The 24,214-nt window shown below is 68.6% G+C and carries 27 protein-coding genes; 16 read left to right on the top strand and 11 right to left on the bottom strand.

Annotation, left to right across the window (positions count from 1 at the left end):
- Nucleotides 1-4: 4 nt before the first annotated feature.
- Genes coaE through AC1RRF_RS10730 form a run of 4 tightly spaced genes read right to left on the bottom strand, consistent with a single transcriptional unit; the run spans nucleotide 5 to nucleotide 2,902 of the window.
- Nucleotides 5-646, bottom strand: a complete 642-nt coding sequence (gene coaE, locus AC1RRF_RS10745; RefSeq protein WP_492834428.1) for a dephospho-CoA kinase — start codon at nucleotides 644-646, stop codon at nucleotides 5-7.
- Nucleotides 643-1,440, bottom strand: coding sequence for a shikimate dehydrogenase (gene aroE / locus AC1RRF_RS10740; RefSeq protein ID WP_492834427.1), 798 nt, complete (start codon nucleotides 1,438-1,440; stop codon nucleotides 643-645). The genes coaE and aroE overlap by 4 nt, the downstream gene beginning before the upstream one ends.
- Nucleotides 1,437-2,039 carry a Maf family protein gene (locus AC1RRF_RS10735; RefSeq protein ID WP_492834426.1) on the bottom strand — a complete coding sequence of 201 codons (603 nt, stop codon included), beginning with the start codon at nucleotides 2,037-2,039 and terminating at the stop codon, nucleotides 1,437-1,439. Before AC1RRF_RS10735 ends, aroE begins: the two co-directional genes overlap by 4 nt.
- Complete coding sequence (locus AC1RRF_RS10730; RefSeq protein WP_492834425.1) at nucleotides 2,033-2,902, bottom strand: pyruvate, water dikinase regulatory protein; 870 nt, start codon at nucleotides 2,900-2,902, stop codon at nucleotides 2,033-2,035. The genes AC1RRF_RS10735 and AC1RRF_RS10730 overlap by 7 nt, the downstream gene beginning before the upstream one ends.
- 506 nt (nucleotides 2,903-3,408) lie before the next feature.
- On the opposite strand from AC1RRF_RS10730, the gene hemE reads away from it, so the two are divergent.
- From hemE to AC1RRF_RS10705, 5 genes are all read left to right on the top strand, one after another.
- Nucleotides 3,409-4,455 carry a uroporphyrinogen decarboxylase gene (hemE, locus tag AC1RRF_RS10725; protein WP_492834424.1) on the top strand — a complete coding sequence of 349 codons (1,047 nt, stop codon included), beginning with the start codon at nucleotides 3,409-3,411 and terminating at the stop codon, nucleotides 4,453-4,455.
- A 5-nt stretch (nucleotides 4,456-4,460) separates the two neighbouring features.
- Nucleotides 4,461-5,498: a ferrochelatase gene (gene hemH, locus AC1RRF_RS10720; protein ID WP_492834801.1), complete on the top strand. Its 1,038-nt coding sequence runs from the start codon at nucleotides 4,461-4,463 to the stop codon at nucleotides 5,496-5,498.
- Nucleotides 5,495-5,965 (top strand): CopD family protein, encoded by a 471-nt coding sequence (locus tag AC1RRF_RS10715; RefSeq protein ID WP_492834423.1) that lies wholly within the window; start codon nucleotides 5,495-5,497, stop codon nucleotides 5,963-5,965. Before hemH ends, AC1RRF_RS10715 begins: the two co-directional genes overlap by 4 nt.
- Nucleotides 5,966-6,181: 216 nt before the next feature.
- The gene (gene rho / locus AC1RRF_RS10710; RefSeq protein WP_492834422.1) at nucleotides 6,182-7,594 is read left to right on the top strand and encodes a transcription termination factor Rho; all 1,413 of its coding nucleotides are present in this window, start codon (nucleotides 6,182-6,184) and stop codon (nucleotides 7,592-7,594) included.
- A gap of 318 nt (nucleotides 7,595-7,912) precedes the next feature.
- Nucleotides 7,913-8,134 carry a hypothetical protein gene (locus tag AC1RRF_RS10705; RefSeq protein WP_492834421.1) on the top strand — a complete coding sequence of 74 codons (222 nt, stop codon included), beginning with the start codon at nucleotides 7,913-7,915 and terminating at the stop codon, nucleotides 8,132-8,134.
- A 2-nt stretch (nucleotides 8,135-8,136) separates the two neighbouring features.
- On the opposite strand, the gene AC1RRF_RS10700 is transcribed toward AC1RRF_RS10705, so the two are convergent.
- On the bottom strand, nucleotides 8,137-9,126 hold the full coding sequence (locus tag AC1RRF_RS10700; RefSeq protein ID WP_492834420.1) for a quinone oxidoreductase family protein: 990 nt from the start codon (nucleotides 9,124-9,126) through the stop codon (nucleotides 8,137-8,139).
- Between the two features lie 63 nt (nucleotides 9,127-9,189).
- On the opposite strand from AC1RRF_RS10700, the gene AC1RRF_RS10695 reads away from it, so the two are divergent.
- From AC1RRF_RS10695 to AC1RRF_RS10660, 8 genes are all read left to right on the top strand, one after another.
- Nucleotides 9,190-9,417, top strand: coding sequence for a DUF6489 family protein (locus AC1RRF_RS10695; RefSeq protein WP_492834419.1), 228 nt, complete (start codon nucleotides 9,190-9,192; stop codon nucleotides 9,415-9,417).
- A gap of 7 nt (nucleotides 9,418-9,424) precedes the next feature.
- The gene (mnmE, locus tag AC1RRF_RS10690; RefSeq protein ID WP_492834418.1) at nucleotides 9,425-10,732 is read left to right on the top strand and encodes a tRNA uridine-5-carboxymethylaminomethyl(34) synthesis GTPase MnmE; all 1,308 of its coding nucleotides are present in this window, start codon (nucleotides 9,425-9,427) and stop codon (nucleotides 10,730-10,732) included.
- Between the two features lie 68 nt (nucleotides 10,733-10,800).
- Nucleotides 10,801-12,669, top strand: coding sequence for a tRNA uridine-5-carboxymethylaminomethyl(34) synthesis enzyme MnmG (gene mnmG / locus AC1RRF_RS10685; RefSeq protein WP_492834417.1), 1,869 nt, complete (start codon nucleotides 10,801-10,803; stop codon nucleotides 12,667-12,669).
- A gap of 53 nt (nucleotides 12,670-12,722) precedes the next feature.
- Nucleotides 12,723-13,295 carry a 16S rRNA (guanine(527)-N(7))-methyltransferase RsmG gene (gene rsmG, locus AC1RRF_RS10680; protein WP_492834797.1) on the top strand — a complete coding sequence of 191 codons (573 nt, stop codon included), beginning with the start codon at nucleotides 12,723-12,725 and terminating at the stop codon, nucleotides 13,293-13,295.
- Entirely contained in the window at nucleotides 13,279-14,094 is an 816-nt protein-coding gene (locus AC1RRF_RS10675) for a ParA family protein (RefSeq protein WP_492834416.1), read from the top strand. Before rsmG ends, AC1RRF_RS10675 begins: the two co-directional genes overlap by 17 nt.
- Before the next feature lie 26 nt (nucleotides 14,095-14,120).
- Nucleotides 14,121-15,008 (top strand): ParB/RepB/Spo0J family partition protein, encoded by an 888-nt coding sequence (locus tag AC1RRF_RS10670; protein WP_492834415.1) that lies wholly within the window; start codon nucleotides 14,121-14,123, stop codon nucleotides 15,006-15,008.
- 1 nt (nucleotide 15,009) lies between these two features.
- Nucleotides 15,010-15,642: a class I SAM-dependent methyltransferase gene (locus AC1RRF_RS10665; RefSeq protein ID WP_492834414.1), complete on the top strand. Its 633-nt coding sequence runs from the start codon at nucleotides 15,010-15,012 to the stop codon at nucleotides 15,640-15,642.
- Between the two features lie 4 nt (nucleotides 15,643-15,646).
- Nucleotides 15,647-15,835: a hypothetical protein gene (locus AC1RRF_RS10660; protein WP_492834413.1), complete on the top strand. Its 189-nt coding sequence runs from the start codon at nucleotides 15,647-15,649 to the stop codon at nucleotides 15,833-15,835.
- On the opposite strand, the gene holA is transcribed toward AC1RRF_RS10660, so the two are convergent.
- From holA to AC1RRF_RS10640, 4 genes are all read right to left on the bottom strand, one after another.
- A complete protein-coding gene (holA, locus tag AC1RRF_RS10655; RefSeq protein ID WP_492834412.1) occupies nucleotides 15,832-16,884 on the bottom strand; it encodes a DNA polymerase III subunit delta in 1,053 nt (350 codons plus the stop codon). The genes AC1RRF_RS10660 and holA overlap by 4 nt on opposite strands.
- Nucleotides 16,881-17,372, bottom strand: coding sequence for an LPS assembly lipoprotein LptE (lptE, locus tag AC1RRF_RS10650; protein WP_492834411.1), 492 nt, complete (start codon nucleotides 17,370-17,372; stop codon nucleotides 16,881-16,883). The genes holA and lptE overlap by 4 nt, the downstream gene beginning before the upstream one ends.
- Nucleotides 17,372-19,924 (bottom strand): leucine--tRNA ligase, encoded by a 2,553-nt coding sequence (leuS, locus tag AC1RRF_RS10645; RefSeq protein ID WP_492834410.1) that lies wholly within the window; start codon nucleotides 19,922-19,924, stop codon nucleotides 17,372-17,374. The genes lptE and leuS overlap by 1 nt, the downstream gene beginning before the upstream one ends.
- Before the next feature lie 63 nt (nucleotides 19,925-19,987).
- Nucleotides 19,988-20,461: a DUF3576 domain-containing protein gene (locus tag AC1RRF_RS10640; protein ID WP_492834409.1), complete on the bottom strand. Its 474-nt coding sequence runs from the start codon at nucleotides 20,459-20,461 to the stop codon at nucleotides 19,988-19,990.
- 337 nt (nucleotides 20,462-20,798) lie between these two features.
- Between AC1RRF_RS10640 and AC1RRF_RS10635 the strand changes: the two genes are divergently transcribed.
- A complete protein-coding gene (locus AC1RRF_RS10635) occupies nucleotides 20,799-21,191 on the top strand; it encodes an NtrZ family periplasmic regulatory protein (protein WP_492834408.1) in 393 nt (130 codons plus the stop codon).
- Here AC1RRF_RS10635 and AC1RRF_RS10630 read toward each other — a convergent pair.
- Nucleotides 21,188-21,841: a thiamine phosphate synthase gene (locus AC1RRF_RS10630; RefSeq protein WP_492834407.1), complete on the bottom strand. Its 654-nt coding sequence runs from the start codon at nucleotides 21,839-21,841 to the stop codon at nucleotides 21,188-21,190. The genes AC1RRF_RS10635 and AC1RRF_RS10630 overlap by 4 nt on opposite strands.
- Here AC1RRF_RS10630 and AC1RRF_RS10625 point away from each other — a divergent pair.
- Together AC1RRF_RS10625 and AC1RRF_RS10620 are read left to right on the top strand one after the other, a co-directional pair.
- Nucleotides 21,840-22,541: a YggS family pyridoxal phosphate-dependent enzyme gene (locus AC1RRF_RS10625; protein ID WP_492834406.1), complete on the top strand. Its 702-nt coding sequence runs from the start codon at nucleotides 21,840-21,842 to the stop codon at nucleotides 22,539-22,541. The genes AC1RRF_RS10630 and AC1RRF_RS10625 overlap by 2 nt on opposite strands.
- Before the next feature lie 63 nt (nucleotides 22,542-22,604).
- Entirely contained in the window at nucleotides 22,605-23,291 is a 687-nt protein-coding gene (locus AC1RRF_RS10620) for a response regulator transcription factor (protein WP_291834768.1), read from the top strand.
- Between the two features lie 12 nt (nucleotides 23,292-23,303).
- Here the strand turns inward: AC1RRF_RS10620 and AC1RRF_RS10615 are convergent, their stop codons facing one another.
- Nucleotides 23,304-24,194, bottom strand: coding sequence for a LysR family transcriptional regulator (locus AC1RRF_RS10615; protein WP_492834405.1), 891 nt, complete (start codon nucleotides 24,192-24,194; stop codon nucleotides 23,304-23,306).
- Nucleotides 24,195-24,214: the final 20 nt, after the last annotated feature.

The following is a 24,214-nucleotide window of genomic DNA, read 5'->3' as shown; positions in this document are numbered from 1 at the left end:
CCCCTTAATGGGGGCGTTCGGCGGCTTTCGGAAGACCGCGACGGGGCGGGGTCCAGTCTTGGGACAGAACCATCCCCACGATTTCATCCACCCGGGCTCGCGCCGCCTCCAGCCCCTCGCCGGTGTCGATCACGAAGTCGGCGCGGCGGCGTTTCTCGACGTCCGGCATCTGGCGCGACAGGATGGCCTCGAACCGTTCGCGCGTCATGCCGGGGCGGGCCAAAACCCGTTCGGCCTGAACGGAGGCGGGGGCCGAGACCACCACCACCGCATCGACGGCGGCGTCTCCGCCGGTCTCGAACAGCAGGGGAATGTCCAGCACGGCCAGTTTGACGCCCCGAGCCTCGGCGGCCTCCAGATCCTCGATCCGTCCCTTCAGGACCAGCGGATGGACGATGGCTTCCAGCCGGCGGAAAGCCTGATCGTCCCGGCCCAACGCCTCGGCCAGCCGGACCCGATCGACGGCGCCGTCCGCCACGACGCCGGGAAAAGCCTCGTCGACAGGCGCGACCGCCGCCCCGCCCTGGGCATAGAGCCGATGAACGGCCTCGTCGGCGTTCCAGATCAGGGCGCCATGGTCGGCGAACATGGCGGTTGTCGTCGACTTGCCCATGCCGATGGAGCCGGTCAGGCCGAGCACGATCATGGCTCGCCCTCCAGCACCCGCAGCGCGATCCGCCGCACATCGACATCGGGCGGTTGGATCCCGAACCAGGCCTCAAATGATGGCCGCGCTTGGCCGATCAACATGGCCAGGCCGTCCACGACCGTCAGGCCACGCGCTTGCCCCGCCGCCAGGAAGGGGGTCATCAACGGTCGATAGGTCATGTCCATCAGCACCGCGTCATCCCGCAGAGCCTCGAGGTCGATCGCAGGGCGAATACTCAACGCATTGACGACCAGAGCGGCCTCCTCCAGCGCGCCAGCATCGACCACCGTCACGCCCAGATCGTCCGCCAGCGCCCGCGCCCGCTCAGCCGTCCGGTTCAGCACCCCGACCTCGGCGCCAGCCGCCTTGAGCGCCGCCACCGCCGCCCGCGCCGCGCCGCCCGCGCCCAGCACGACTATCTGCCGACCGGGCACGTCCAGCAGCGGCGCCTGTTCGGCCAATGCGGCCATCAATCCTTCGCCGTCCGTGCTGTCGGCCTGGATGCGGCCCCCCTCGAACAGCAGCAGATTGGCCGCTCCACAGGTCGCGGCCGTCGGCTCGATCTCATCCGCCAACGACAGGGCAAGCTCCTTGAACGGAGCCGTCACGTTCAGGCCGCGCAAACCGCCTCGGCGTCCCCAGTCCATGAGGGCCTTGAACTGATCCGCGTCCCCGGGACCGTAGCTGCCATAGTGGGCGTCAATCCCTGCCGCCTTTATCCAGGCGGAGTGGATGAACGGGCTCAGCGAGTGGGTGACCGGTTGGCCGACGATGCCGATGTCCACTGTCATGCCCGCAGCACCCCGGCCCGGCGCAGCTCGGTTAGCACCGGCCACAGGGGCATGCCCAGGACTGTGAAATAGTCGCCGTCGATGCGGTCGAAGAGCTGGGAGCCCATACCTTCAAGCTTGTACGAACCGACGCTGGACAGAAGGCTTTCGCCCTCACGGTCCAGATAGGCGTCCAGGAAGGCGTCCGAAAACACCCGCACCTGCATCAAGGCCGTATCGACGCCGGACCAGACGATCTGGCCGTTGCGGGCCAAGGCCGCGCCGGAATGGAGCGCATGGGGCCTGCCGCGCATGGCCGAAAGGCGGGCGCGGGCCTCATCCAGCGAGCGGGCCTTGGAGATCAGGCCGCCGTCGAAGGCCAGGGTCTGGTCGGCGCCCAGAACCCAGGCGTCCGGGTCGTGGCGGGAAACCGCCAACGCCTTGACCCGGGCCAGTTCGACCGCCAGGCCGGCGGCGTCGGCCGGGTCGTGCACCGCCTTGACCGCATCCTCGTCCACATCGGCGACCTGGACCGAGAAGGGTACGCCGGCGCCCTCCAGCATGGCGCGGCGAGCGGCGCTCTTGGACGCCAGGATCAGTCGTTCGGATCGCTTTACCATGAGGCGGCCGCCCGCTTGGTGCGGCGCTCATTGAGCACATTGATGATAGCCGCGGCGGTCTCCTCGACCGAGCGGCGGGTCACGTCGATGACCGGCCACCCCCGCCGTTCGAAGGCCCGGCGCGCCTTGACCGTCTCCTCGCGCACGGCGTCGTGGTCGATGTAGGCCGAGGCGTGGCCGGCGTTCAGGCCATCGAGGCGGTTGCGGCGAATCTGCACCAGCCGGTCGGGTGAGACGGTCAATCCGATGACCAGGGGATTCTTGAGGGCGACGAGGCGCTCTCCGTCCTCCTGGCCCGGCACCAGAGGAACATTGGCCGCGCGGATGCCGCGGTGGGCCAGGTAGATACAGGTCGGGGTCTTGGAGGTCCGGCTGACCCCGCACAGGACCACATCGGCGGTCTCGAGCTGTTCCGTGGCGCCCTGACCGTCATCGTGGGCCATGGCGAAGTCCAGGGCGGCGATGCGGTCGAAATACTCGGAGCTCAGGGCGTGCTGGGCGCCCACGCGAGGCGCCAGGGCCGCGCCGAGATAGCGGGACAGCACGGTCTCCAGCGGATCCAGGGCCGCGATCTGGGGCATGTCGAGACGGCGGCAGCCCTCCTCGAGCTGTTCGCGCAGCTCGCGGTCGACCAAGGTGTGCAAAACCACGCCGGGCGCGGCGGCGATCTCTTCCAGAACCCGCTCCATCTGCCGGTCTGAGCGCACCAGGGCGTAGATGTGCTCAATGGGGATGACGCCGTCGAAGCGCGCCACCACGGCCTTGGCCATGGCGTTCAGGGTCTCGCCGGTGGAGTCAGAGACCAGGTGGACGTGGAAATAGGTGGCCAGGCGCGAGGCCCCGGCGGGACGACCCGGATTCATCGGACAGGACTCATTGGGATAACGGGTCCATGGCGCGCGGACTCCTGTGGACGGGACGGGGCGCCGTTCCGTGCGGCCCGGGCGCCGATCTCTATAGCTTTCCCCGGTGAAGGCGGCGAGCGGGGATGACGGTGGAGCAGCATCCCGGTCCTGCACCCGGTTCTCCACCGGCCGATCCGGTCACGGGGTTCGCTTGTGGAGGAACCGGAGTCACCCGAACCGGCGCCCAGGCCCGCCGGCCGCTCAAATGCCCGAAAAGGCCCGATGTTAAGGTCTTGTTAAGGGTTATCCCCGGTATCGACAGGGCGGACCGGGTCTGTCGATCAGCCTGTGACTGAATGCGGACAACCGCTCCGCAGACGGTGCATTTCACCCGATTGTCCCCGCCATCCCCCGCCCTAGCCACTTCCTTCAACCCTTAAATCAATTCGATTTATAAGAAGGGGAGGGGTGCGACACGGGTCGGGCTTGAGCCTGTCCTCGCCCCCCGGTAAGCCGACGGTCACATGACGACCTCCCCCGACACTCCGCTGTTCCTCAAGGCCCTCGCCGGAGAGACGACGTCTCGTCCGCCGGTGTGGTTCATGCGTCAGGCCGGGCGATACCTGCCGGAGTACCGGGCGCTGAGAGCGACGACCCCGGGCTTCATCGAGTTCTGCCACGATCCGGAGAAGGCCGCCGAGGCGACCCTGCAGCCGATGCGCCGGTTCGGCTTCGACGCCGCCATCGTGTTCGCCGACATCCTGCTGATCCCCCGGGCGCTCGGCCAGGACGTCTGGTTCGAGGCCGGCGAAGGGCCTCGGCTGGGCGCCATGCCGTCGGTCGAAGCCATGCGGGACAAGGCCGAGGGCGCGGGCGAGGCCCTGAACTCCATCGGACAGACCCTGTCGCTGGTGCGTGAGCAGCTGGATCCGTCCAAGGCCCTGATCGGCTTCGCGGGCGCGCCGTGGACAGTGGCGACCTATATGCTGGACGGTGAAGCCCGGACGATCGGCAAGGGCGAACGGGCCCAGGCCCGGACCTACGCCTATGCCGAACCGGAAAAGGTCGCGGGCGTCCTGGACGTGCTGGTCGAGGCCACGGCCCATTATCTGAAGATGCAGGCGGACGCCGGGGCGCAGACGCTCAAGATCTTCGAGAGCTGGGCCGAGGGCCTGCCGGACGATCTGTTCGAGACCCTGGTCTTGCAGCCGCACATCAAGCTGGTGAAGCGAGTGCGCGAACTGGGCGTGACCACGCCCCTGATCGGTTTCCCCCGTGGCTCGGCGGCGCTGGCGGAACGCTATGCGCATGAAGTCGCGGTGCAGGGCGTGGCCCTGGACACCGCCTGCCCGTTGCCGCTCGGACAACGGGTCCAGAAGATCAAGACTATCCAGGGCGCGCTGGATCCCCTGCTTCTGCGCGCCGGCGGACCGTTGCTGGACCGTCGGGTGGATCAGCTGCTGGAGGCGTGGGGACAAGGACCGTGGATCTTCAACCTCGGCCACGGAATCCTGCCGGACGTGCCGATCGCCCATGTCGAGCAGGTGCTGAAACGGATCGGCGCGCAATGACAGGGATGAAGGGCCGCCGCATCGCCGTCGTCCTGTTCAATCTGGGCGGGCCGGACGATCAGGCTTCGGTGAAGCCCTTCCTGTTCAACCTGTTCAACGACCCGGCCATCATCGGCCTGCCGGGCTTCGCGCGCACGCCGCTGGCGAAGCTGATTTCCAGTCGCCGCGAGAAGACGGCCCAGGCCAACTACGCGCTGATGGGCGGAGGTTCGCCCCTGCTGCCTGAGACTCGGAAACAGGCCGATGCGCTGGCGGCCGCCCTGGGCCGCCGTCTGCCGCAGGACGAGGTCCAGGCCTTCGTCGCCATGCGCTACTGGTCGCCGCTGACCGAGGAGACCGCCGCCGACGTGGCCGTCTTCGGGCCGGACGAGATCGTGCTGCTGCCGCTCTACCCGCAATTCTCGACCACGACGAGCGAGAGCTCGCTGAAGGCCTGGAACGCCGCCTATGCCGGATCCGGCGTGGTGCGCACGGTGTGCTGCTGGCCCCAGGCCCGGGGCTGGGTCGAGGCCCAGGCCGAGGCGATCCGGGGCAAGCTCGCCGAGGCGGGAAACCAGCCGATCCGGGTGCTGTTCTCCGCCCACGGCATTCCGGAAAGCCTGGTCGAGAAGAAGGGCGATCCCTACCAGGAGCAGGTGGAATCGACCTGCGCCGCCGTGGCGGCCGCGGCGGGTCTGACCGACTGGTCCGTCTGCTATCAAAGCCGCGTCGGGCCGATGAAATGGCTGGGGCCGTCGACCATTGAGGCCATTGAACAGGCGGCGAAGGACGGCGTCGGCGCGGTGGTCGCGCCCATCGCCTTCGTCTCCGAACACGTCGAGACCCTGGTCGAGCTGGACATCGAATACGGCGAGCTGGCGCACAAGCTCGGCGTGGTTCCCTATCTGCGCGTTCCGGCGGTCGGGGTGACCGAGGCCTTCATCGACGGATTGGCCGAGGCGGCCGTCGGCGCGCTTGCGCGAACCGGCGTCGCGCCGCACGGTCCGGGCTGCCGCGCGGACTGGAAGGCCTGTCCGCGCACCTGCGACCGGAGAGCGGCGTGAACTGGTACGACCTGGCCCGCGGCCTGCACATCCTGGCGGTGATCGCCTGGATGGCGGGCATGCTCTTCCTGCCCCGCCTCTACGCCTATGACGCCGAACAGAACGGCAAGGCCGAACCGCTGAAAAGCGAGATGCAGGCTCTGCTGCGGATCTGGCAGGGGCGGCTGCTGCGCATCATCGTCAACCCGGCCATGGTGCTGGCCTTCGTCTTCGGCGGTTGGCTGCTTTGGTTGCGCAGTGGGGAGGGCGCGGACTGGAGCTTCGTCCACCAGCCATGGATGATCACCAAGCTGATCGGGGTCTTCCTGCTGGCCGGCTGGCACGGCTTCCTGGCCGGGCAGAGGAAGAAGATCGCGGCCGGGACCTCGAAATACTCGGGCCGGTTCTGGCGCATGACCAACGAAATCCCCTTCGTCCTGGCCATCATCATGGTGTTGTCGGTGACGACGGAGTGGACGTTCGGTTGAGGCCCCGCTTGACCTGACCCCCGGAACCATGGTTTCGCTGGTCGCGAACCGATCCTGGCGTTTCGCCGGACGGTCCCTCTCTCAAAGCGATGCCTGCCGGATCGACCCTGCGGGACTCCATCGCCCTTCCTGCCGGCCGCAAGGCCAGACATCGCCAGCCTGACCCGACCTCGCCCCGGCGAGCGCCCGGGCGCGCATGCCAGAAGACGAATTCCCATGACCGACGTCCGCGACACCGATCCGACCTCGCCCGAGACCGAAACCTTCGACGAGCCGTCGAACGAGGTCTCCGCCGCCGACCTGCCGATGGTCGACCAGGAGGCCGATGAAGACGAAGATGACGACGGCGAGCCGATCGTTCCCAACGGCCGCATCACCCTGGCCGAGCTCAACGAGAAGACGCCGGCCGACCTGGTCGCCTTCGCCGAGGGGCTGGAGGTCGAGAACGCCTCCAACCTGCGCAAGCAGGACCTGCTGTTCGCCATCCTGAAGGCCCTGGCCGACGAGGAAGTCGAGATCATCGCCGACGGCGTGCTCGAGATCCTTCCGGACGGCTTCGGCTTCCTGCGCAGCCCGGACGCCAACTATCTTCCGGGCCCGGACGATATCTATGTCTCGCCGTCGCAGATCCGCCGCTTCGGCCTGCGCTCGGGCGACACCATTCACGGCGCCGTCCGCGGCCCGCGCGAGGGTGAGCGCTACTTCGCCCTGCTGAAGGTCGACACCATCAATCTCGAAGACCCCGAGATGGTGAAGACCAAGGTCCTGTTCGACAACCTGACCCCGCTCTATCCGGAAGAGCGGATCCACATGGAGATCCAGGACCCGACCCTGAAGGACCGTTCGGGCCGGGTGATCGACATCGTCGCCCCGCTCGGCAAGGGCCAGCGCTGCCTGATCGTCGCCCCGCCGCGCGTCGGCAAGACGGTCATGCTGCAGAACATCGCCAAGTCGATCGAGCGCAACCACCCGGAAGTCTTCCTGATCGTCCTGCTGATCGACGAGCGCCCGGAAGAAGTGACGGACATGCAGCGCACGGTGAAGGGCGAGGTCATCGCCTCGACCTTCGATGAGCCGGCCACCCGCCACGTCGCCGTCGCCGAGATGGTGATCGAAAAGGCCAAGCGCCTGGTCGAGCACAAGAAGGATGTCGTCATCCTGCTGGACTCGATCACCCGCCTGGGCCGCGCCTACAACGCCACCGTCCCGTCGTCGGGCAAGGTCCTGACCGGGGGTGTCGACGCCAACGCCCTGCAGCGTCCCAAGCGCTTCTTCGGCGCGGCGCGGAATGTGGAGCAGGGGGGCTCGCTGACCATCATCGCCACCGCCCTGATCGACACCGGCTCGCGGATGGACGAGGTCATCTTCGAAGAGTTCAAGGGCACCGGTAACTCGGAAATCGTCCTGGACCGGAAGGTCGCTGACAAGCGCATCTTCCCGGCCATCGACGTGCTCAAGTCCGGCACCCGCAAGGAAGACCTCATCACCCCGAAGGACCAGCTGGCCAAGACCTATGTCCTGCGCCGCATCCTCAACCCGATGGGCCCGCAGGACGCGATCGAGTTCCTGCTCGACAAGCTGCGCCAGTCCAAGAACAACGGCGACTTCTTCCAGTCGATGAACACCTGAGCCGCAGCCGCGGCACGGAATCGAGTAGGGCCCCGGAGCGATCCGGGGCCCTTTCTGTTTTGAGGGATCGGCTGGTACAGCTTTGGTATGAGAACGGGCCAATGGCGAAACGCAGCGACTTTGACCTGTATGGTGATGGTTGGCGCTTGCGTCTCCAACTCCGAGGCAGCCCCGTCGACGTGGACCGCCAAGGACGTCCTGAGAAGGCTGGACCTGACGACCTTCAGGAACTCGACAGCCCAATCGCGTGAGAACGGGCGTCGCTATCCGGCCGATTTTGGCTTCACGCAGTTCTCCGGGAGCGGCGCGGATGACGCGATGGCGGAGGCCGTCGGAGATCAACCATGGGAGTTGGGTCTCTGGATCATCCGTCGGGACAAGACGGGCGTCATCGCCTGCTTCAGCGACGTCGCGCGGAATGGTGGGACCTATCGGGCGACGTCGGCGGTCCGCATCGTCGCCGACGGCGCGACTGGGTTCCGCGTAGCAGCGGATGATCTGGTGGAAGCCTCCTGCCCGCCCCAGCCGGGGCAGGGCTAGGCCTATGGGATTAGCAGCGTCGAACCCGTCGTCTTCCGACCTGCCAGCGCCTCGTGCGCCTGCCGCACCTCCGCCAGCGGGAAGGTCTGGCCGATTTCAACCTTGACCGCGCCGGAGCGGATCACCTCGAACAGGGCGGCGGCGCTGGCGTCCAGCTCTTCGGTCGTCGCGACATAGTCGAACAGGGTCGGGCGGGTGACGTAGAGCGAGCCGCCGCGCGACAGGCGCAGCGGGTCGAACGGCGGGACCGGGCCTGAGGCGTTACCGAACAGGACCAGGGTCCCGCGCCGCTTCAGACTGGCCAGCGAAGACTCGAAGGTGGACTGGCCGACGGAGTCATAGGCGACAGCGACGCCGCGGCCGGCGGTGAGGTCCCTGACCCGGGCGGCGACGTCCTCGCGATCGTAGAGAACGATATGATCACTGCCATGGGTGCGGGCGAGGGCGGCCTTGGCCTCCGAGCCTACCGTGCCGATGACGGTCGCGCCGAGTGACTTGGCCCATTGGGCCAGGATCAGCCCGACGCCGCCGGCTGCGGCGTGGAGCAGGATCTCGTCGCCCTGTTTCACGTGAAACGCCCGACGGACCAGGAACTCGGCGGTCATCCCCTTGAGCATGACGGCGGCGGCGGTTTCCAGGCTGATGTCGTCCGGCACGGCGACCGCCGCGGTCTCGGGCAGGACGTGGAACTGCGCATAGGCGCCGACCGGGGCGGTGGCGGTGGCGACCCGGTCGCCGACCTGGAACCGGGTGACGCCGTCGCCGATCGCCTCGACCGTTCCCGCCGCCTCGCGGCCGAGACGGGAGGGGAGAGGCAGGGGATAGAGGCCGGTGCGCTGATAGATGTCGATGAAGTTCAATCCGACGGCGGCGTGGCGGATCAGGATCTCGCCGGGGCCGGGGGAGGGCACGGGGACCTCGACCAGATCCAGCACGTCCGGCCCTCCGGTGCGGTCGAAGCGGACGGCCTGCTGGGTCGAGGGGAGGGCCATGAGCGGGTTCCTTTTCGCGGCCGGATCGGCCTAAGACTGTGTTGTTCAGATTGGAGCGATCCCATGAAAATCAATGTCGAGATCGACTGCACCCCGGCCGAAGCGCGGGCCTTCATGGGGCTGCCGGATGTGGCCCCGCTGAACGAGCATCTGGTCGATGAGATGAAGAAGCGGATGGACGACAACATCTCGGCGATGCAGCCCGACGAACTGATGAAGACCTGGACCAGCTTCGGCCTGCAGGCCCAGGACCAGTTCCGTCGTTTGATGGAAAGCGCGGTCAAGCCGTAGCCTCCGAATGACCGACACCGTCTTCGCCCTCGCCACCCCGCCCGGACGGGGGGCCATCGCCATCGTGCGATTGAGCGGTCCCGCGACCGACGCCGCCCTAGCCGCGCTCGGCGCGCCGGGCCTGAAGGCGCGGATGGCCGCTTTGCGGACCCTGACGCACGGGGGGCGGACCATCGACCAGGCGCTGGTGCTGCGCTTTCCGGGGCCGAACTCCTACACCGGCGAGGACTGCGCCGAACTGCATCTGCACGGCGGCCGAGCGGTGGTCGAAGCGGCGAGCGCGGCGTTGGTCGCGTTGGGTCTTCGCCCGGCCGATCCGGGCGAGTTCACCCGCCGGGCTTTCGAGAACGGACGGATGGATCTGGCCCAGGCCGAGGCGGTCGCGGACCTGATCGACGCCGAGACCACGGCCCAGGCGGCGCAGGCGCTCGGTCAGCTGGACGGCGCCCTGGGCGCGGCCTACGCCAGTTTCCGCCGCGACCTGCTCAAGGCGCTGGCCCTGGTCGAGGCCGAGATCGACTTTCCGGACGAGGAGGTGCCGGACAATCTGGCGCGGACCGCGGGGCCGGTGCTGGACGGACTGATCGTCGACCTGAAAGCCGCCCTGGCGGATTCGGGTCGGGGCGAGCGGGTGCGCGAGGGCTATCGCATCGTCCTGATCGGCGAAACCAATGCCGGCAAGTCATCGCTGTTCAATGCGCTGGTGGCGCGCGAGGCGGCCATCGTCACGCCGATCGCCGGGACGACGCGCGACGTGCTGGACGCCGACCTGATCATCGGCGGCTATGCCGTGACCCTGTCGGACACGGCGGGCTTGCGCGATAGCGAAGACGTGGTCGAGGCCGAGGGCGTCCGCCGGGCGCGGGTCCGGGCGGAACAGGCCGAACTGCGGCTGTGGGTCCGGGCGCCGGGAGACGCTGCCGGCGTGGCGGTGGACTATGTCCGGCCCGGCGACCTGCTGGTTCTGACCAAGGCGGATATCGATCGGCCGGCCGCTTCTCCAGATCGCGAGGCTCTGGTCGTCAGCACCGTGACGGGGGAGGGGATGGCGGCGCTGGATGACTGGATCGCAGCGCGCCTGGCGCGCGATCTGTCCGGCGCGGACTTCCCGGCGGTGACGCGGGAACGGCACCGGCGGCGTCTTGAGGAGGCTTTGGCGTCCGTCGAGGCCGGGCGGCGCGCGCTGGATATCGCCCCCGAGATGGCCGGCGACGACCTGCGTCGGGCGGCGGATGCGCTGGCCCGGGTGACCGGCGCCATCGGAGTCGAGGACATTCTGGGCGAGGTGTTCTCGACCTTCTGCATCGGGAAATGATCTGTTTCACGTGAAACACGCCGCCGACTCCGGTGGCGAAAGGGGGCGTTTTCGACTATGTCCCCGCGATGAACTCCTTCGACGTCATCGTCATCGGCGGCGGCCACGCCGGCTGCGAAGCCGCCGCCGCATCCGCGCGGACCGGCGCGCGCACCCTGCTGCTGACCCAGAAGCTCGAGACCATCGGCGAGATGAGCTGCAACCCGGCCATCGGCGGTCTGGGCAAGGGCCATCTGGTGCGCGAGATCGACGCCCTGGACGGCGTCATGGGCCGGCTGGGCGATGTGTCCGGCATTCAGTTCCGCCTGCTGAACCGCTCCAAAGGGGCGGCGGTGCAGGGGCCGCGCAGCCAGATTGACCGCCGCCTGTACCGCGAGGCCATGCAGGCCGAACTGGCCCAGACCCCGAACCTGACCCTGATGGCCGGTACGGCCGAAAGCCTGACCCTCGACGGCGGCCGGGTGTCGGGCGTGACGACGGGCGAGGGCGTGACCCTGTCGGCGGCCGCGGTCGTGCTGACGACCGGCACCTTTCTGAACGGGGTGATCCACAAGGGTGACCAGCGCATTCCGGCGGGCCGCCACGGCGAAGCGCCGTCCACCGGACTGGCCGCCGACCTGTACGGCGCCGGCCTCATGATGGGGCGGCTGAAGACCGGCACGCCGGCGCGGCTGGACGGACGGACCATCGGCTGGGACCGGCTGGAGAGCCAGGCGGCGGACGACGAGCCCGTCCCGTTCAGCTTCCTGACCGACCGGATCGACGTGCCGCAGATCACCTGCGGCGTGACCCATACGACCGAGGAAACCCACCGGATCATCGCCGAGAACCTGGGCGAAAGCGCTGTCTACGGCGGCCACCTGTCGGGGCGGGGCCCTCGCTACTGCCCGTCCATCGAGGACAAGGTGGTGCGGTTCGCCGACAAGACCTCGCACCAGATCTTCCTGGAGCCCGAGGGTCTGGACGACCCGACCGTCTATCCGAACGGCATCTCGACCTCGGTGTCCGACGCGACCCAGCTGGCCTTCCTGCGCACCATTCCGGGGCTGGAGCAGGTTGAGGTGTTCCGTTTCGGCTACGCCATCGAATACGACTATGTCGATCCGCGCGAACTGACCGCGGCACTGGAGGTCAAGAAGCGGCCCGGCCTGTATCTGGCAGGGCAGATCAACGGCACGACCGGCTATGAGGAGGCGGGCGCCCAGGGGCTGATCGCCGGACTGAACGCCGCCCGCGCCGCCGCCGATTCCGATCCGCTGATCCTCGGCCGGGACCAGGCCTATATCGGGGTGATGATCGACGACCTGGTCACCAAGGGTGTGACCGAGCCCTACCGCATGTTCACCAGCCGGGCGGAGTACCGGCTGACCCTGCGCGCCGACAACGCCGACCAGCGGCTGACGCCGATCGGCGTCGAGGCCGGAATTGTCGGACCGGAGCGGGCCGCGGCCTTCGCGCGGAAAGCGGCGGCGCTGGCCGAGGCCGCCGCTGTTTCACGTGAAACGCGGTTCACGCCCAAGGAGGCGGGGGAGCTGGGGATCAAGGTCAACGCCGACGGGCAGCGCCGGTCGATCTGCGACCTGCTGTCCTTCCCGGACGTAACGCTGGCGACCTTCGAGAGCGTTCGGCCCGAGATTCGGGACTGGCCCCGCCAGGTGCGCGAGCAGATCGAGATCGATGCGGGCTACGCCGGCTATCTGGACCGCCAGGCGGCTGACGCTGAGGCCCTGCGCCGGGAAGAGGCGCTGGCCCTGCCGGTGGACCTCGATTACGCCGTGATCGGCGGGCTTTCCAATGAAGTCCGCGAGAAGCTGTCCATGGTCCAGCCGCGCACCCTCGGTCAGGCCGGGCGGATCGAGGGCATGACCCCGGGCGCCCTGACGGCGCTGTTGTCCCATGTGAAGAAGGCGCCCAAGCCTTTCGGAGTCGCGGCGTGAGTAATTATGATGCGGCGGCCTTCCAAGCGGAGTTCAACGCCACCCCGGCCCAGATGGGCGACCTGCAGCGGTTCATCGATCGGCTGACCGAGGCCAATGCGGTGATGAACCTGATCGGCCCGGACACCCTGCCGGACATTTGGAGCCGGCATATTCGCGACTCCGCCCAGCTGCTGGACCTGGCGCCCGAGGCGAAGATGTGGGCCGACCTCGGCGCCGGGGCGGGCTTCCCCGGCGTGGTGCTGGCGATCATGCTGAAGACTGAACAGAAGAGCCACGTCTGGCTGATCGACAGTCTCGGCAAACGCTGCCGTTTCCTGCAAGAGGTGGTCGACGCCCTGTCCCTTCGTGCAACCGTGATCAACGGCCGGGCCGAGGAGAATGCGGTCACCGTCGAGGTGGTCACGGCCCGCGCGGTGGCTCCGATGGAGAAGCTCCTGGGCTATGCACAGCCTTATCTACAACGCGGTGCGCGCGGACTGTTCCTGAAGGGGGAAAAGGCCGAGGTTGAGGTGGCCGAGGCCCGCAAGGTCTGGCAATTCAAGAGCGACCTCTCCGTCTCGCGCAGCGACCCGCGCGGCCGTATCGTATCTGTCCGTGGAATTAGCCGTGTCAAAAACTGGTAAGACCCGCGTTCTGGCCGTTTCCAACCAGAAGGGCGGGGTCGGCAAGACGACCACGGCGATCAACCTGGGCACGGCCTTGGCCGCGATCGGCGAGAAGGTGCTGATCGTCGACATGGATCCGCAGGGCAATGCGTCCACGGGTCTGGGTGTTCCACGTGAAACACGCCGGGTGACCATCTACGACGTCATCGTGGACGGCCGCTCCGTCGATGATTCCGCCGTCCAGACCTCGGTGCCGGGGCTGCACATCATTCCCGCTGACGCGGACATGTCAGGGGTCGAGATCGAACTGAGCCAGGCGGATCGCCGCTCCTTCCGGCTGCGCGATGCGTTGGCGGGGCAGGGGAAGGACGGTCAGACCCGGTATGACTATGTCCTGATCGACTGCCCGCCGTCGCTGAACCTGCTGACGCTGAACGCCATGGCCGCCGCCGACGCCGTGCTGGTGCCGCTGCAGTGCGAGTTCTTCGCGCTGGAAGGTCTGACACAGCTGATGAAGACGGTGGACATGGTGCGCCAGAGCCTGAACCCGTCGCTGGAGATCCAGGGCCTGGTCCTGACCATGTACGACCGCCGCAGCGCCCTGTCGGGCCAGGTGGCGAACGACGTGCGCGCTCACTTCGGCGAAAAGGTCTATGACGCCGTCATTCCGCGCAATGTGCGGGTCGCCGAGGCGCCGTCCTTCGGCAAGCCCGCGCTGATCTACGACCTGAAATGCGCCGGCAGCCAGGCCTATCTGCGGCTGGCGCGCGAGGTGGTGGCGCGCGAGCGGAAACGCCGCCTGCAAGTTGCCGCCTGAATAATTAGAAGAACGGAATCAGTATCTTGAGCGAACGTCAGCGCGGCCTGGGCCGGGGATTGTCGGCCCTTCTGGGAGAACAGGCCGGAGAGGCGGTGCCGGTCGATGGCACGGCGACGCCCGCGGGGGTTCGTCTGGCGCCGATCGAGAGCCTGAAGCCCAATCCGGACCAGCCGCGCAAGATCTTCACGCCGGACATCCTTGAGGAACTGGCCGCCTCGATCCGCGACAAGGGCGTGCTTCAGCCCATCCTGGTGCGCTCGCAGCCCGGCGAGGACGGCGTCTGGCAGATCATCGCCGGCGAACGCCGCTGGCGCGCCTCGCAACTGGCCCGTCTGATCGAGGTGCCGATCGTCGTGCGCGAGATGGACGACGTCGAGGTGTTCGAGGTCGCCATCATCGAGAACGTCCAGCGCGCGGACCTGAACCCGCTGGAAGAGGCCGACGCCTACCGCCAGCTGATGGAGCGCTTTGGCCGCACCCAGGACGCGGTGGCGGGCATCGTCGGCAAGAGCCGCAGCCATGTCGCCAACACCTTGCGCCTGCTGCAGCTGCCCGAAGAAGTGCTGTGGTACGTGCGGCACGGCAAGATGAGCGCCGGCCACGCCCGGGCCCTGGTGGGATCGCCCAATGCGGTCGAGCTGGCCAATGAGATCGTCAACGGCGGGCTGAACGTCCGTCAGGCCGAGGCGCTGGCGCGCCGCGCCGCCGAAGGACCCAAGCCGGTCAAGGCGAAGGCCGTGCGCGCCGACGGCGAGGGCTCGGCCGACGTGGCCGCGCTGGAGCAGGATCTGGCCGACGCCCTGGGCCTGAAGGTCCAGCTGGTCGACAAGGACGGCAAGGGCGAGATCACCATCCGCTACGGCACGCTGGAACAGCTGGATGACCTGTGCCGTCGCCTGATGCGCGGCTGAGATGACGGATCCGGTCGAGGCGGCGGCCGAGGCGATCATCGGCCTCTACAGTCGGCACGCCGACGACTGGGCCCGGATACGGGACGGATTGCCGACGGCGGACGAGCGCCCCCATCTCGAACGCTACGCGGCGGTCTTGCCCGAGGGCGCGGAGGTGCTGGACCTGGGGTGCGGCTCCGGGCGGCCGATCGGGGAGTGGCTGATCGGGCGGGGGTTCCGCCTGACGGGCGTCGACGCCTCGCCGGGTCTGATCGCGCGCTGCCGGGCCGCCTTTCCGGAGCATGAGTGGCGGGTGGACGACATGCGCGGGCTCGATCTGGGCCGACGGTTTGATGGCGTTCTGGCCTGGTTCAGCGCCTTTCATCTGACGGCGGAGGCTCAAGGCGCGATGGCGGCGGTCTACGCCCGGCACCTGCGGCCAGGCGGCGCGCTCATGTTCATCGGAGGATCTGAACGGGGCGTGGCCATGGGCGAATGGATGGATCAGCCCCTGTACCACGCCAGCCTGGAGCCCGCGGAGTATCGCGCCGGGCTGGAACGGGCCGGGCTGGTCGATATCGGGGAGGTGGCGCTCACACCCGATCATGATGAGGGCGCAAGGGTCTGGACGGCGCGCATGAGCATGTCAGACTGAGGCCATGACCGACAAGCCGACCAACCCGACCGCTGAAGCGATGAAGAAGGCCCTGGCCGCCAAGAAGGCCGGGGGCGGCGCCGCCCCGTCCGCCGGCGGCTTCAAACCCGCCCAGCACGCCGAAAAGAGCATGGCCCGCCAGAGCGCGGCGGCCAACAAGCCGGCCTTCCGCAAGGCGTCGAAGCGGGGCTAGAGCCCCAGCCTTCTAGCGCGCGACGAGATCTCCAGCAGCAGGCGTTCGGCGATCAGCTGGTCGGGCGAGCCCGTGGTCTTGGTGGCGATATCGGCGGCGTTGACGCTGTCCAGCACCTTGTCGAGGTCGTCCAGACGCCAGCTGCGGGCCTGACGGAGCATCTCCGCCTCCTGCTTCCAGAATACGCCCGCGGCCTTGGCGGCCTCCTTGGCGTTCGCTCCGTTGCCCTGCAAGACATTGATCCTGCGGAGTTTTCCGAGGTGGATAGACGCTTGTCTCACCGCCATGACAGGGCTTTCACCCTCGGCCAGGGCCCGGCGAAGACCGGATTGGGCGGGGCCGGGGCGTCCGCCGAACGCCTGCAGGGCGGCGTCCTGCAGAGAGGCGTCGGGTTCGACCCCCAGATGCAGTTCCAGCTCCGCGGTGTCGATGCTGCGGCCGCTGCCCGGGCCGATGTAGAGAACCAGCCGCTCGATCTCCTGCCGCATCAGGCCGCGTTCGCGGGGCAGGCGGGCGACGAAGCGGTCCAGGGCGTCCTGGGTCAGCCCGACCTTGTCGGTGGCCAGGGCCTCGCGCGTCATCCGGGCCACGTCGCCGGTCTCGTCCTCATAGCAGGCGATGCCGACGGCGGCCTTGTCGGCCTCGGCGGCCTTGCGCAGGGCGGAGTCGCGGCCCAGGGCCCCGGCCTCGATGACCAGCATGCAGTCGGGATTGAAGTCGCCGGCGGCATGGGACTTCAGCGCCGCCGCCAGCATCTTGTCGATGGAGGCCTTCTCGGCCGACAGGCGCACCCGCACCAGGCGGCGCCCGCCGATCATGCTGAGCGCGGTCAGGGCTTCATCGAGCCGGACCTCGTCGCCGTCGATATCGCTGTCGGTCAGGACGGTGACGTTGAAGGGGTCGTTGAGGTCCGGGGTGATCGCCTTGCACAGGATCTCGGCCCGTTCGGCCACGCCCGAGCGGTCCTTACCGTGGATGACGGCGGCGCGAACGCCCTTGTCCGGAGACTTCAGGAAGCGATCGACCTCGGGCCGCTTCGACAGGATCACGGGGCGGACAGGGTCCTGAGGAGGTCCAGCCGGATCAGGCGCGCCAGTTCGGCCGCCGCGCGCTCCTCGCCGTCCTGCTGGGCGGCGATGGCGGCATAGGGCTGGTCGGCGGCGGCATAGGTGGTGGTGACGGTCTCGACGCCGGTGACGGGGGCGCCGCCGGTCGTCGGGGTCAGGGTCCAGGTTCCGCGCACGGTCAGTTCATAGCGGGTGGCGGTGTCGTCGATGCGCCGGCCCATGGGGCGGCGCGACTGCTCAAGGGTGGTCTCGAGACGCCACAGGGGCGTTTGCGACCCGTCGCGACCGAGGGCGTCCTCGAGCTGTTCGCGGACGCGGTAGCCCAGGCGGTCGTCCTGGGCGACGACGGCGATGCGCGACAGGGAGGTCCCGGCGCCGGCGTCGCCGTACAGGGGCGTGAAGCCGCAACCGGCCAGTCCCAGCGATGCGACAAGCGCCAAGGCCAGGCCGCGTGGGGCGAGCATTCCCATCACGCGACCACCACGTTGACGATGCGATCCTTGACCACGACGATCTTTTTCACGGTCAGACCCTCCAGTCGCGCCTGAACGTCCGGATCGGCCAGGACGATGGCCTCGACCGCCGCCGGCTCCAGCCCCCGGGCGACGCGGATCTCGCCGCGGCGCTTGCCGTTGACCTGGATGGGCAGGGTGACCTCGTCATCGGCCGCCAGCGCCGGATCGTACTCCGGCCAGGGCGCGTCCAGGATCATCCCCTCTTCGCCCAGCCGCGTCCAGCCTTCCTCGGCCAGGTGAGGGGTGAACGGAGCGACCAGGCGCAGCATAGCCGACAGGGCCTGGCGCCGGGCGTCGCCGCCGGCCTTGGAGTGATCGCGCACGGTGGCGACGAAGGCGTAGAGCTTGGCGATGGCCGAGTTGAAGCGGAAGCCGGTGATGCCTTCCGACACGGCCTTGATGGCCTTGTGGGTCTCGCGCAGCAGGGCGGCGTTGGCGTCGGCCTCGCCGGCGAAGGCGGGATCGTAGCCCTCCACCTCGGCCCAGACGCGCTGGACGAAGCGGCTGGCGCCCTCGACGCCGCCGGGGGTCCATTGCACGTCGCGCTCGGGCGGGCTGTCGGACAGAACGAACAGGCGTCCGGCGTCGACTCCGTAGGTCTCGACGATCTCCTGCGGGGCGACGACGTTCTTCTTGGACTTGGACATCTTCTCGATGTCGCCGATGGTCAGGGTCTCACCGGTCGAGAGCTGGCGGGCCGAGCGGACGCCGTCAGCGTTGGAGAGCTCGACATCGGTCGGCTCGACCCAGGCGCCGTCGGCGCGGCGGTAGGTCTCGTGGACCACCATGCCCTGGGTGAACAGGCCGGCGAAGGGCTCCTTGACCGTCATCAGGCCGGCGTCGCTCAGGGCGCGGCTGATGAAGCGGGCATAGAGCAGGTGAAGCACCGCGTGCTCGACCCCGCCGATGTACTGATCGACCGGCAGCCAGTGGTCGGCCGCGTCGCGCGAGATCGGCTCGGACGCCGTCGGGTCGGTGAAGCGGGCGAAATACCAGCTGGAATCCACGAAGGTGTCGAGGGTGTCGGTCTCGCGGGTCGCATCACCGTGACACGACGGGCATTTGACGTGTTTCCAGGTCGGATGCCGGTCCAGCGGATTGCCGGGCGTGTCGAAGGTCACGTCCTTGGGCAGTTCCACCGGCAGGTCGGCGGCGGGCACGGCGCCGCAGGACGGGCAGTGGACGATGGGGATCGGACAGCCCCAGTAGCGCTGGCGGCTGACGCCCCAGTCGCGCAGGCGATAGATGGTCTTGCCTTCGCCCTGGCCGGCCGCCTCGATGCGGGCGATGGCCTCGGCCTTGGCGGTCTCTATATCCAGACCGTCCAGGAAGTCCGAGTGGAAGATGGCTCCGGGACCCGTGTAAGCCTCTGTTCCGACGGTGAAATCGTCGCCGGCGCCATCAGGTCTCACAACCGGGATGATCGGCAGATCATATTTTGTCGCGAACTCGAAATCGCGTTGGTCATGGGCGGGACATCCGAAGATGGCGCCGGTGCCGTAGTCGGACAGGATGAAGTTGGCGATCCAGACGCTGACCTCGCGGCCGTCGAAGGGATGCCGGACCGTCAGACCGGTATTGAAGCCGATCTTTTCGGCCTGTTCGATCTCGGCCTGGGTCGAGCCGCCCTTGCGGCATTCGGCGACGAAGGCGGCGGCGTCGGGGTTGGCCTCGGCCAGGGCGCGGGCGACCGGATGGTCGGCGGCGATACCCATGAAGCTGGCGCCGAACAGGGTGTCCGGGCGGGTGGTGTAGATCTCCAGCCCGTTCGGGGCGGCGTCAGGCGCGTCTCCGGCCCAGGCCCAGGTCATCTGCAGGCCCTTGGAGCGGCCGATCCAGTTCTCCTGCATCAGGCGGACCTTGTCAGGCCAGCGGCCTTCCAATTCCTTCAGGCCCTCGATCAGGTCGTCGGCGTAGTCGGTGATGCGCAGGAACCACTGGTTCAGCTTGCGCTTCTCGACGATCGCGCCGGAGCGCCAGCCGCGGCCGTCGACGACCTGCTCATTGGCCAGGACGGTGTTGTCGACCGGATCCCAGTTGACGACGGAGTCCTTGCGATAGACCAGGCCGCGCTTGAACAGCTCCAGGAACCAGGCCTGCTGCTTGCCGTAGTAGGCCGGGTCGCAGGTGGCGAACTCGCGTGACCAGTCCAGCGACAGGCCCAGCAGCTTCAGCTGCTCGCGCATGGCGGCGATGTTGGACCAGGTCCAATCGCCGGGATGGACGCCACGTTCGATGGCCGCGTTCTCGGCCGGCAGGCCGAAGGCGTCCCAGCCCATGGGATGCAGGACGTCGAAGCCCTGGGCGCGCTTGGACCGCGCGACGACGTCGCCCATGACGTAGTTGCGGGCGTGGCCCATGTGGATGTTCCCCGACGGATAGGGGAACATCTCCAGCACATAGTATTTCGGCTTTCCCGTGCCTTGGGTCGGCGTACGGAAGGCGTCGGCGGCCGCCCAGCGGGCCTGCTGGCGGGGTTCGGCGGTCTTGGGCTCGTAGCGGGCCACGGGAATCCTTTAGGCAGCTCCTGAAGGGCGCGGCCTAAAGGAGGCGGTGGTCGTGAGAGGGTGTTAGCCGGCGTTCTGGAGGTTGAGCTGGCGCGCCTTGGTCAGGATCGCGTTCTCCAGGTCGGTTTCCGTCTGGGCCGCCACCGGAGCGCCGACCCAATTGCCCGACGCATCACGCGTTTCCTTGGTCACGGTGACGTTCAGGGCGTCGGCGCGCAGGCGGGTGTCGAGGATGAAGACGGTCGCCTTGAAGCGCTCGTTCGGCGTTTGCGGGTCGGTGTACCAGTCATAATTGATCACGCCGCCCCACGGGTCGGCGTTGGCCAGCGGCATGAAGGCGAAGGTGTCCAGGGTGGCGCGCCACAGGTAGGCGTTCACGCCGATGCCCGTCTGGGCGGCGCGCGCCGCGGTGGCCGAAGGCTTTCCGCCGCCGAAGACGTCGCCGACGGTGGGACCGAAGGGGCGTTCGGCAGAGCAGGCGCCCAGCACCAGGCCCGAGGCGATCAGGGCGAGCGTCGCACCGCGAACCAGCACCATCGAGAGTTCTCCATTCGATCAAGGGCGTACGCCGGACCTTCCGTCGCACGCGCCGGGCCGCCCGAACGCGGGTCAGAGCCGAAGCGAGGCTCTATAACACGGCGAAAAGGGGCGATGACAAGGCGAAGACGTTTCAAGCGGCGCCGGATCGTGTCCGGGAGGCGGCGCGCACGCGGCGGGGGAGGCCGTAGCCGTGACGCTCGCGCCACAGGAGTCTCTTTGAGTCGCACGGAACTGACGTTCAGCGTCGCCGTTCCGTTGACCGGGCTGTCTGGCGGTGTCTACTTGCCGGCGACAGATCACGCCGGGACCCCCGGCGGGACGTGAAGGGCAGGACATGCGCAAGAGCGCCGTCATCGCTGGACTGGTCGCGGGGCTTGGCCTCGTCGCCGTCGCGGACGCCGCCGCGGCCCAAACCGCGACGTCGCGGGGTCGTGCGCCCAGCGTCTCCCTGAGCGAAGCCAACGCCGCCCGCACCGCCACGCCGAGCCAGAGCCGTATGCGGTTCACCGAGCGCGGCCGCTGGGGTCTGGACCTGAACATGAGCCAGCCGGTCGGCCGCGAGGACTCCCTGGGCGACGTCGAGGCCGGGGCCTACTACCGCGTCAATCCGCGCCTGCGGGTCGGCGCCGCCGCCGGTCTGGCCGAGACCGAGCGCGATCCGGCCCGCGCGCCGCAGACCGAGCGTCCGGCGGCTCGCTTCCGCCTGGAATCGATCTTCCGTTTCTAACCGGCTCCGAAGGCCGCGCGGATCGACCCCACTCCCGCTATTCCACAGGCGCCCGAGCCGATGAGCTCGTGCGCGTTCGATGCGTCGACGCCGCCCAGGGCGTAGATCGGCGCCGGGGAGGCCTTCGCCAGCGCTTTCAATCGATCCACGCCGAGGGGCGTCTTCGAGGCGGACGCTCCGCCCGCGGGGAAGATCGGGGAAACGATCAGGGCATCGATCCCGACGACATCGGGAAAGTCGGACAGGCCGTGGAAGGCGGCGGTGATCGTCCAGTCCGGATGGCGGGCCGCCAGCGCGGCGGCTTCGCCAATGGCCGTTTCGGGCAGGTGGACGCCGTCGGCCTCGACCGCCTCGGCCAGGCCGGCGTCCAGGCCGATCAGCAGCAGGCCGTCGCGCCGCCGCGTCGCCTCGCGCAGCCGCAACGCCGTCTCATGGGCGTCCGGGGCGCCGAAATGGCGCCAGACCACGCCCGCGCCGATGGGCAGGCGTTCGGCGACCTCCCACGGACGCGGCGTGCGCTCGGGATCGGTGAAGAACAGCAGGGGCGGCAGGTCGGGAGCCGGGCGGCCTTGCGCCCGGCTGACTTTGGCGGCTTCACGGGCTAGACCGCTGGCGATCCGCCACAGGGTATCCGCGTCCGACCGGTTCATGACCTCCTCTTCCCCCGATCCTTCCATCGCGTCCAGCTTCGACGCCGTCCGTCGCAAGATCGCCCGCGCCTGCCGTATCGCCGGGCGCGATCCGGCGACCGTGACCCTGACTGCGGTGACCAAGACCCAGCCCGACGCGGCGCTGGAGGCGGCGCTGGCCGCGGGACAGCGGGTGTTCGGCGAGAACCGGGTTCAGGAGGCGCAAGGACACTGGACCGAACGCCGCGCCGCGCCGGGCCTCGAACTGCGTCTGATCGGGCCGTTACAGACCAACAAGGTCGCCGACGCCGTCGCCCTGTTCGACGTCATCGAGACCCTGGACCGGCCCAAACTGGTCGAGGCGCTGGCGGCGGAGGCCGGGAAGGCGGGTCGGACGCCGCGGGTTCTGGTGCAGGTCAATACGGGCGCCGAACCGCAGAAGGCCGGGGTCCTGCCGGAAGAGGCGGACGTCTTGGTCGCCCAGGCGCGGGCCGCGGGGCTGACCGTCGAGGGGCTGATGTGCATTCCGCCGGCGGACGAGGCTCCCGGGATCCATTTCGCCCTGCTGCGCAAGATCGCGCGCCGGAACGGCTTGAACGTTCTGTCGATGGGGATGAGCGGCGACTATGAGGTCGCGATCCGCTTCGGGGCGACCCATGTTCGCGTCGGTTCGGCCCTGTTCGGGGAACGAAATCGCGGCGAAACGCCCCCTTCGGACTGAAAATCACGCCCTGACGGACCGGCGCCCTTGGCGTTTGGACCGGCTCTCTCCATTGTTGGACCCATGCCGACGCCCAAGACGATCCTGATCATCGACGACGACGACGACCTGCGCGAGGCCTTGGCCGAGCAGCTGGCGCTTCACGAGGCCTTCCGCCCAGTCCAGGCCTCGACGGCCACCGAGGGCGTGAAGATGGGCCGGGAGGTCCGCGCTGACCTCATCCTGCTGGACGTCGACCTGCCCGACATGGACGGCCGCGAGGCCTGCCGCCTGCTGCGCAAGGACGGCGTCTCGACCCCGATCATCATGCTGACCGCCCAGTCGTCGGATTCCGATACGGTGCTGGGACTGGAGTCCGGGGCCAATGACTATGTCACCAAGCCCTTCCGCTTCGCGGTCCTGCTGGCGCGCATCCGCGCCCATCTGCGCAGCCACGAGCAGTCGGAAGACGCCGTCTTCCGCATCGGGCCCTACGAATTCCGTCCGGCGGCCAAGGTCCTTGTCGACGACAAGGGCAAGAAGGTCCGGCTGACCGAGAAGGAAACCAACATCCTGAAGTATCTCTACCGCGCCGGGGCCAAGGCCGTATCGCGCGAGGAGCTGCTGACCGAGGTGTGGGGCTACAACGCCGGGGTCACGACCCACACGCTGGAAACCCACATCTACCGCCTGCGCCAGAAGATCGAGCCGGAGCCCGGCCAGGCCCGGCTGCTGCTGACCGATGCGGGCGGATACCGGCTGCAGCCCTAGACCGTTTTCCTTCTAGGCGGGTTCGGCGACCAGGGTTGAAGCCTCGCGGGAACGGTGCGACCGGAACCCGGCCGCGATCGTCCGCAGGGCCTCGCGGGACTTGGCGTCGACCAGGGTCGAGAACAGCAGAATCTCTGAATCGGGCAGGGGCGGCAGCGCATAGCGTTCGCTCACTTCGACCGTCCCGGGCGGCGCGAGCCGCAGGGGGAAGACCGCGATCGCCACCCCCGCCGACACGGCCGCGGCGACGGCCGAGGAACTGCCGCCCACGAACACCTCCGACCAGGGGATGCCGGCGGCGTCCAGCGCCTGGGTGGCGATGTTCCTGACGCCGCATTCGGTCGACAGGGCGGCGAACCGTAGCGGCTCGTCCGGTCTGCATCGAAGATTGGGCGACGCGAACCAGCCGAAATGTTCGGGTCCCAGCACTTCGCCGTCGCGCCGGACGTCCTCGCGCCGGACGATGGCGGCGTCGAGTTCGCCGCGATCGAAGGCGTCCAACAGCGCACGAGGCGTGTCGATCCGCACCTCGATGGTGAGGCAGGGATCATAGGCGTTGAGATGCGCCAGCAGGGTGGTCACTTCCGGCCCGGCGACGTGGGCGGCGACGCCTAGGGCGAAGCGCCGTCGCGACTTCGACAGGGCGGCGACCGCCTTTTCGTGCGCAGCCAGGAAGTCGCGGGCGCCGTCGACGAACAGGGCGCCCTGGGGCGAGAGCCGGACCAGCCGAGGCGTGCGTTCGATCAGCCGCTGGCCTAGCTGATCCTCCAGCCGTCTCAACTTGACGCTGATCGCGCCCTGGGTGGAGCCCAGCGCCTCGGCGGCGCGCGTGAAGCTGCGCAGGTCGGCGATGGCGACAAACGCCCGTACGGCGCTGACGTCCAGGGTGATCGCTGAAGTCATCCGTCTTTGTTATCTCTGAA

The organism is Brevundimonas sp. GW821-FHT12C05 (genome assembly GCF_058807475.1).
The sequence above is the reverse complement of the archived record's forward strand: the minus strand, read 5'-3'. Positions and strand labels throughout refer to the sequence as shown.

Coding starts and splice junctions, on each gene's coding strand:
- coaE (WP_492834428.1), bottom strand. CDS start 646: ATGATCGTGCTCGGCCTGACCGGCTCCATCGGCATGGGCAAGTCGACG.
- aroE (WP_492834427.1), bottom strand. CDS start 1,440: ATGACAGTGGACATCGGCATCGTCGGCCAACCGGTCACCCACTCGCTG.
- AC1RRF_RS10735 (WP_492834426.1), bottom strand. CDS start 2,039: ATGGTAAAGCGATCCGAACGACTGATCCTGGCGTCCAAGAGCGCCGCT.
- AC1RRF_RS10730 (WP_492834425.1), bottom strand. CDS start 2,902: ATGAATCCGGGTCGTCCCGCCGGGGCCTCGCGCCTGGCCACCTATTTC.
- hemE (WP_492834424.1), top strand. CDS start 3,409: ATGACGACCTCCCCCGACACTCCGCTGTTCCTCAAGGCCCTCGCCGGA.
- hemH (WP_492834801.1), top strand. CDS start 4,461: ATGAAGGGCCGCCGCATCGCCGTCGTCCTGTTCAATCTGGGCGGGCCG.
- rho (WP_492834422.1), top strand. CDS start 6,182: ATGACCGACGTCCGCGACACCGATCCGACCTCGCCCGAGACCGAAACC.
- AC1RRF_RS10705 (WP_492834421.1), top strand. CDS start 7,913: ATGGCGGAGGCCGTCGGAGATCAACCATGGGAGTTGGGTCTCTGGATC.
- AC1RRF_RS10700 (WP_492834420.1), bottom strand. CDS start 9,126: ATGGCCCTCCCCTCGACCCAGCAGGCCGTCCGCTTCGACCGCACCGGA.
- AC1RRF_RS10695 (WP_492834419.1), top strand. CDS start 9,190: ATGAAAATCAATGTCGAGATCGACTGCACCCCGGCCGAAGCGCGGGCC.
- mnmE (WP_492834418.1), top strand. CDS start 9,425: ATGACCGACACCGTCTTCGCCCTCGCCACCCCGCCCGGACGGGGGGCC.
- mnmG (WP_492834417.1), top strand. CDS start 10,801: ATGAACTCCTTCGACGTCATCGTCATCGGCGGCGGCCACGCCGGCTGC.
- rsmG (WP_492834797.1), top strand. CDS start 12,723: ATGGGCGACCTGCAGCGGTTCATCGATCGGCTGACCGAGGCCAATGCG.
- AC1RRF_RS10665 (WP_492834414.1), top strand. CDS start 15,010: ATGACGGATCCGGTCGAGGCGGCGGCCGAGGCGATCATCGGCCTCTAC.
- AC1RRF_RS10660 (WP_492834413.1), top strand. CDS start 15,647: ATGACCGACAAGCCGACCAACCCGACCGCTGAAGCGATGAAGAAGGCC.
- lptE (WP_492834411.1), bottom strand. CDS start 17,372: ATGGGAATGCTCGCCCCACGCGGCCTGGCCTTGGCGCTTGTCGCATCG.
- AC1RRF_RS10640 (WP_492834409.1), bottom strand. CDS start 20,461: ATGGTGCTGGTTCGCGGTGCGACGCTCGCCCTGATCGCCTCGGGCCTG.
- AC1RRF_RS10635 (WP_492834408.1), top strand. CDS start 20,799: ATGCGCAAGAGCGCCGTCATCGCTGGACTGGTCGCGGGGCTTGGCCTC.
- AC1RRF_RS10625 (WP_492834406.1), top strand. CDS start 21,840: ATGACCTCCTCTTCCCCCGATCCTTCCATCGCGTCCAGCTTCGACGCC.
- AC1RRF_RS10630 (WP_492834407.1), bottom strand. CDS start 21,841: ATGAACCGGTCGGACGCGGATACCCTGTGGCGGATCGCCAGCGGTCTA.
- AC1RRF_RS10620 (WP_291834768.1), top strand. CDS start 22,605: ATGCCGACGCCCAAGACGATCCTGATCATCGACGACGACGACGACCTG.
- AC1RRF_RS10615 (WP_492834405.1), bottom strand. CDS start 24,194: ATGACTTCAGCGATCACCCTGGACGTCAGCGCCGTACGGGCGTTTGTC.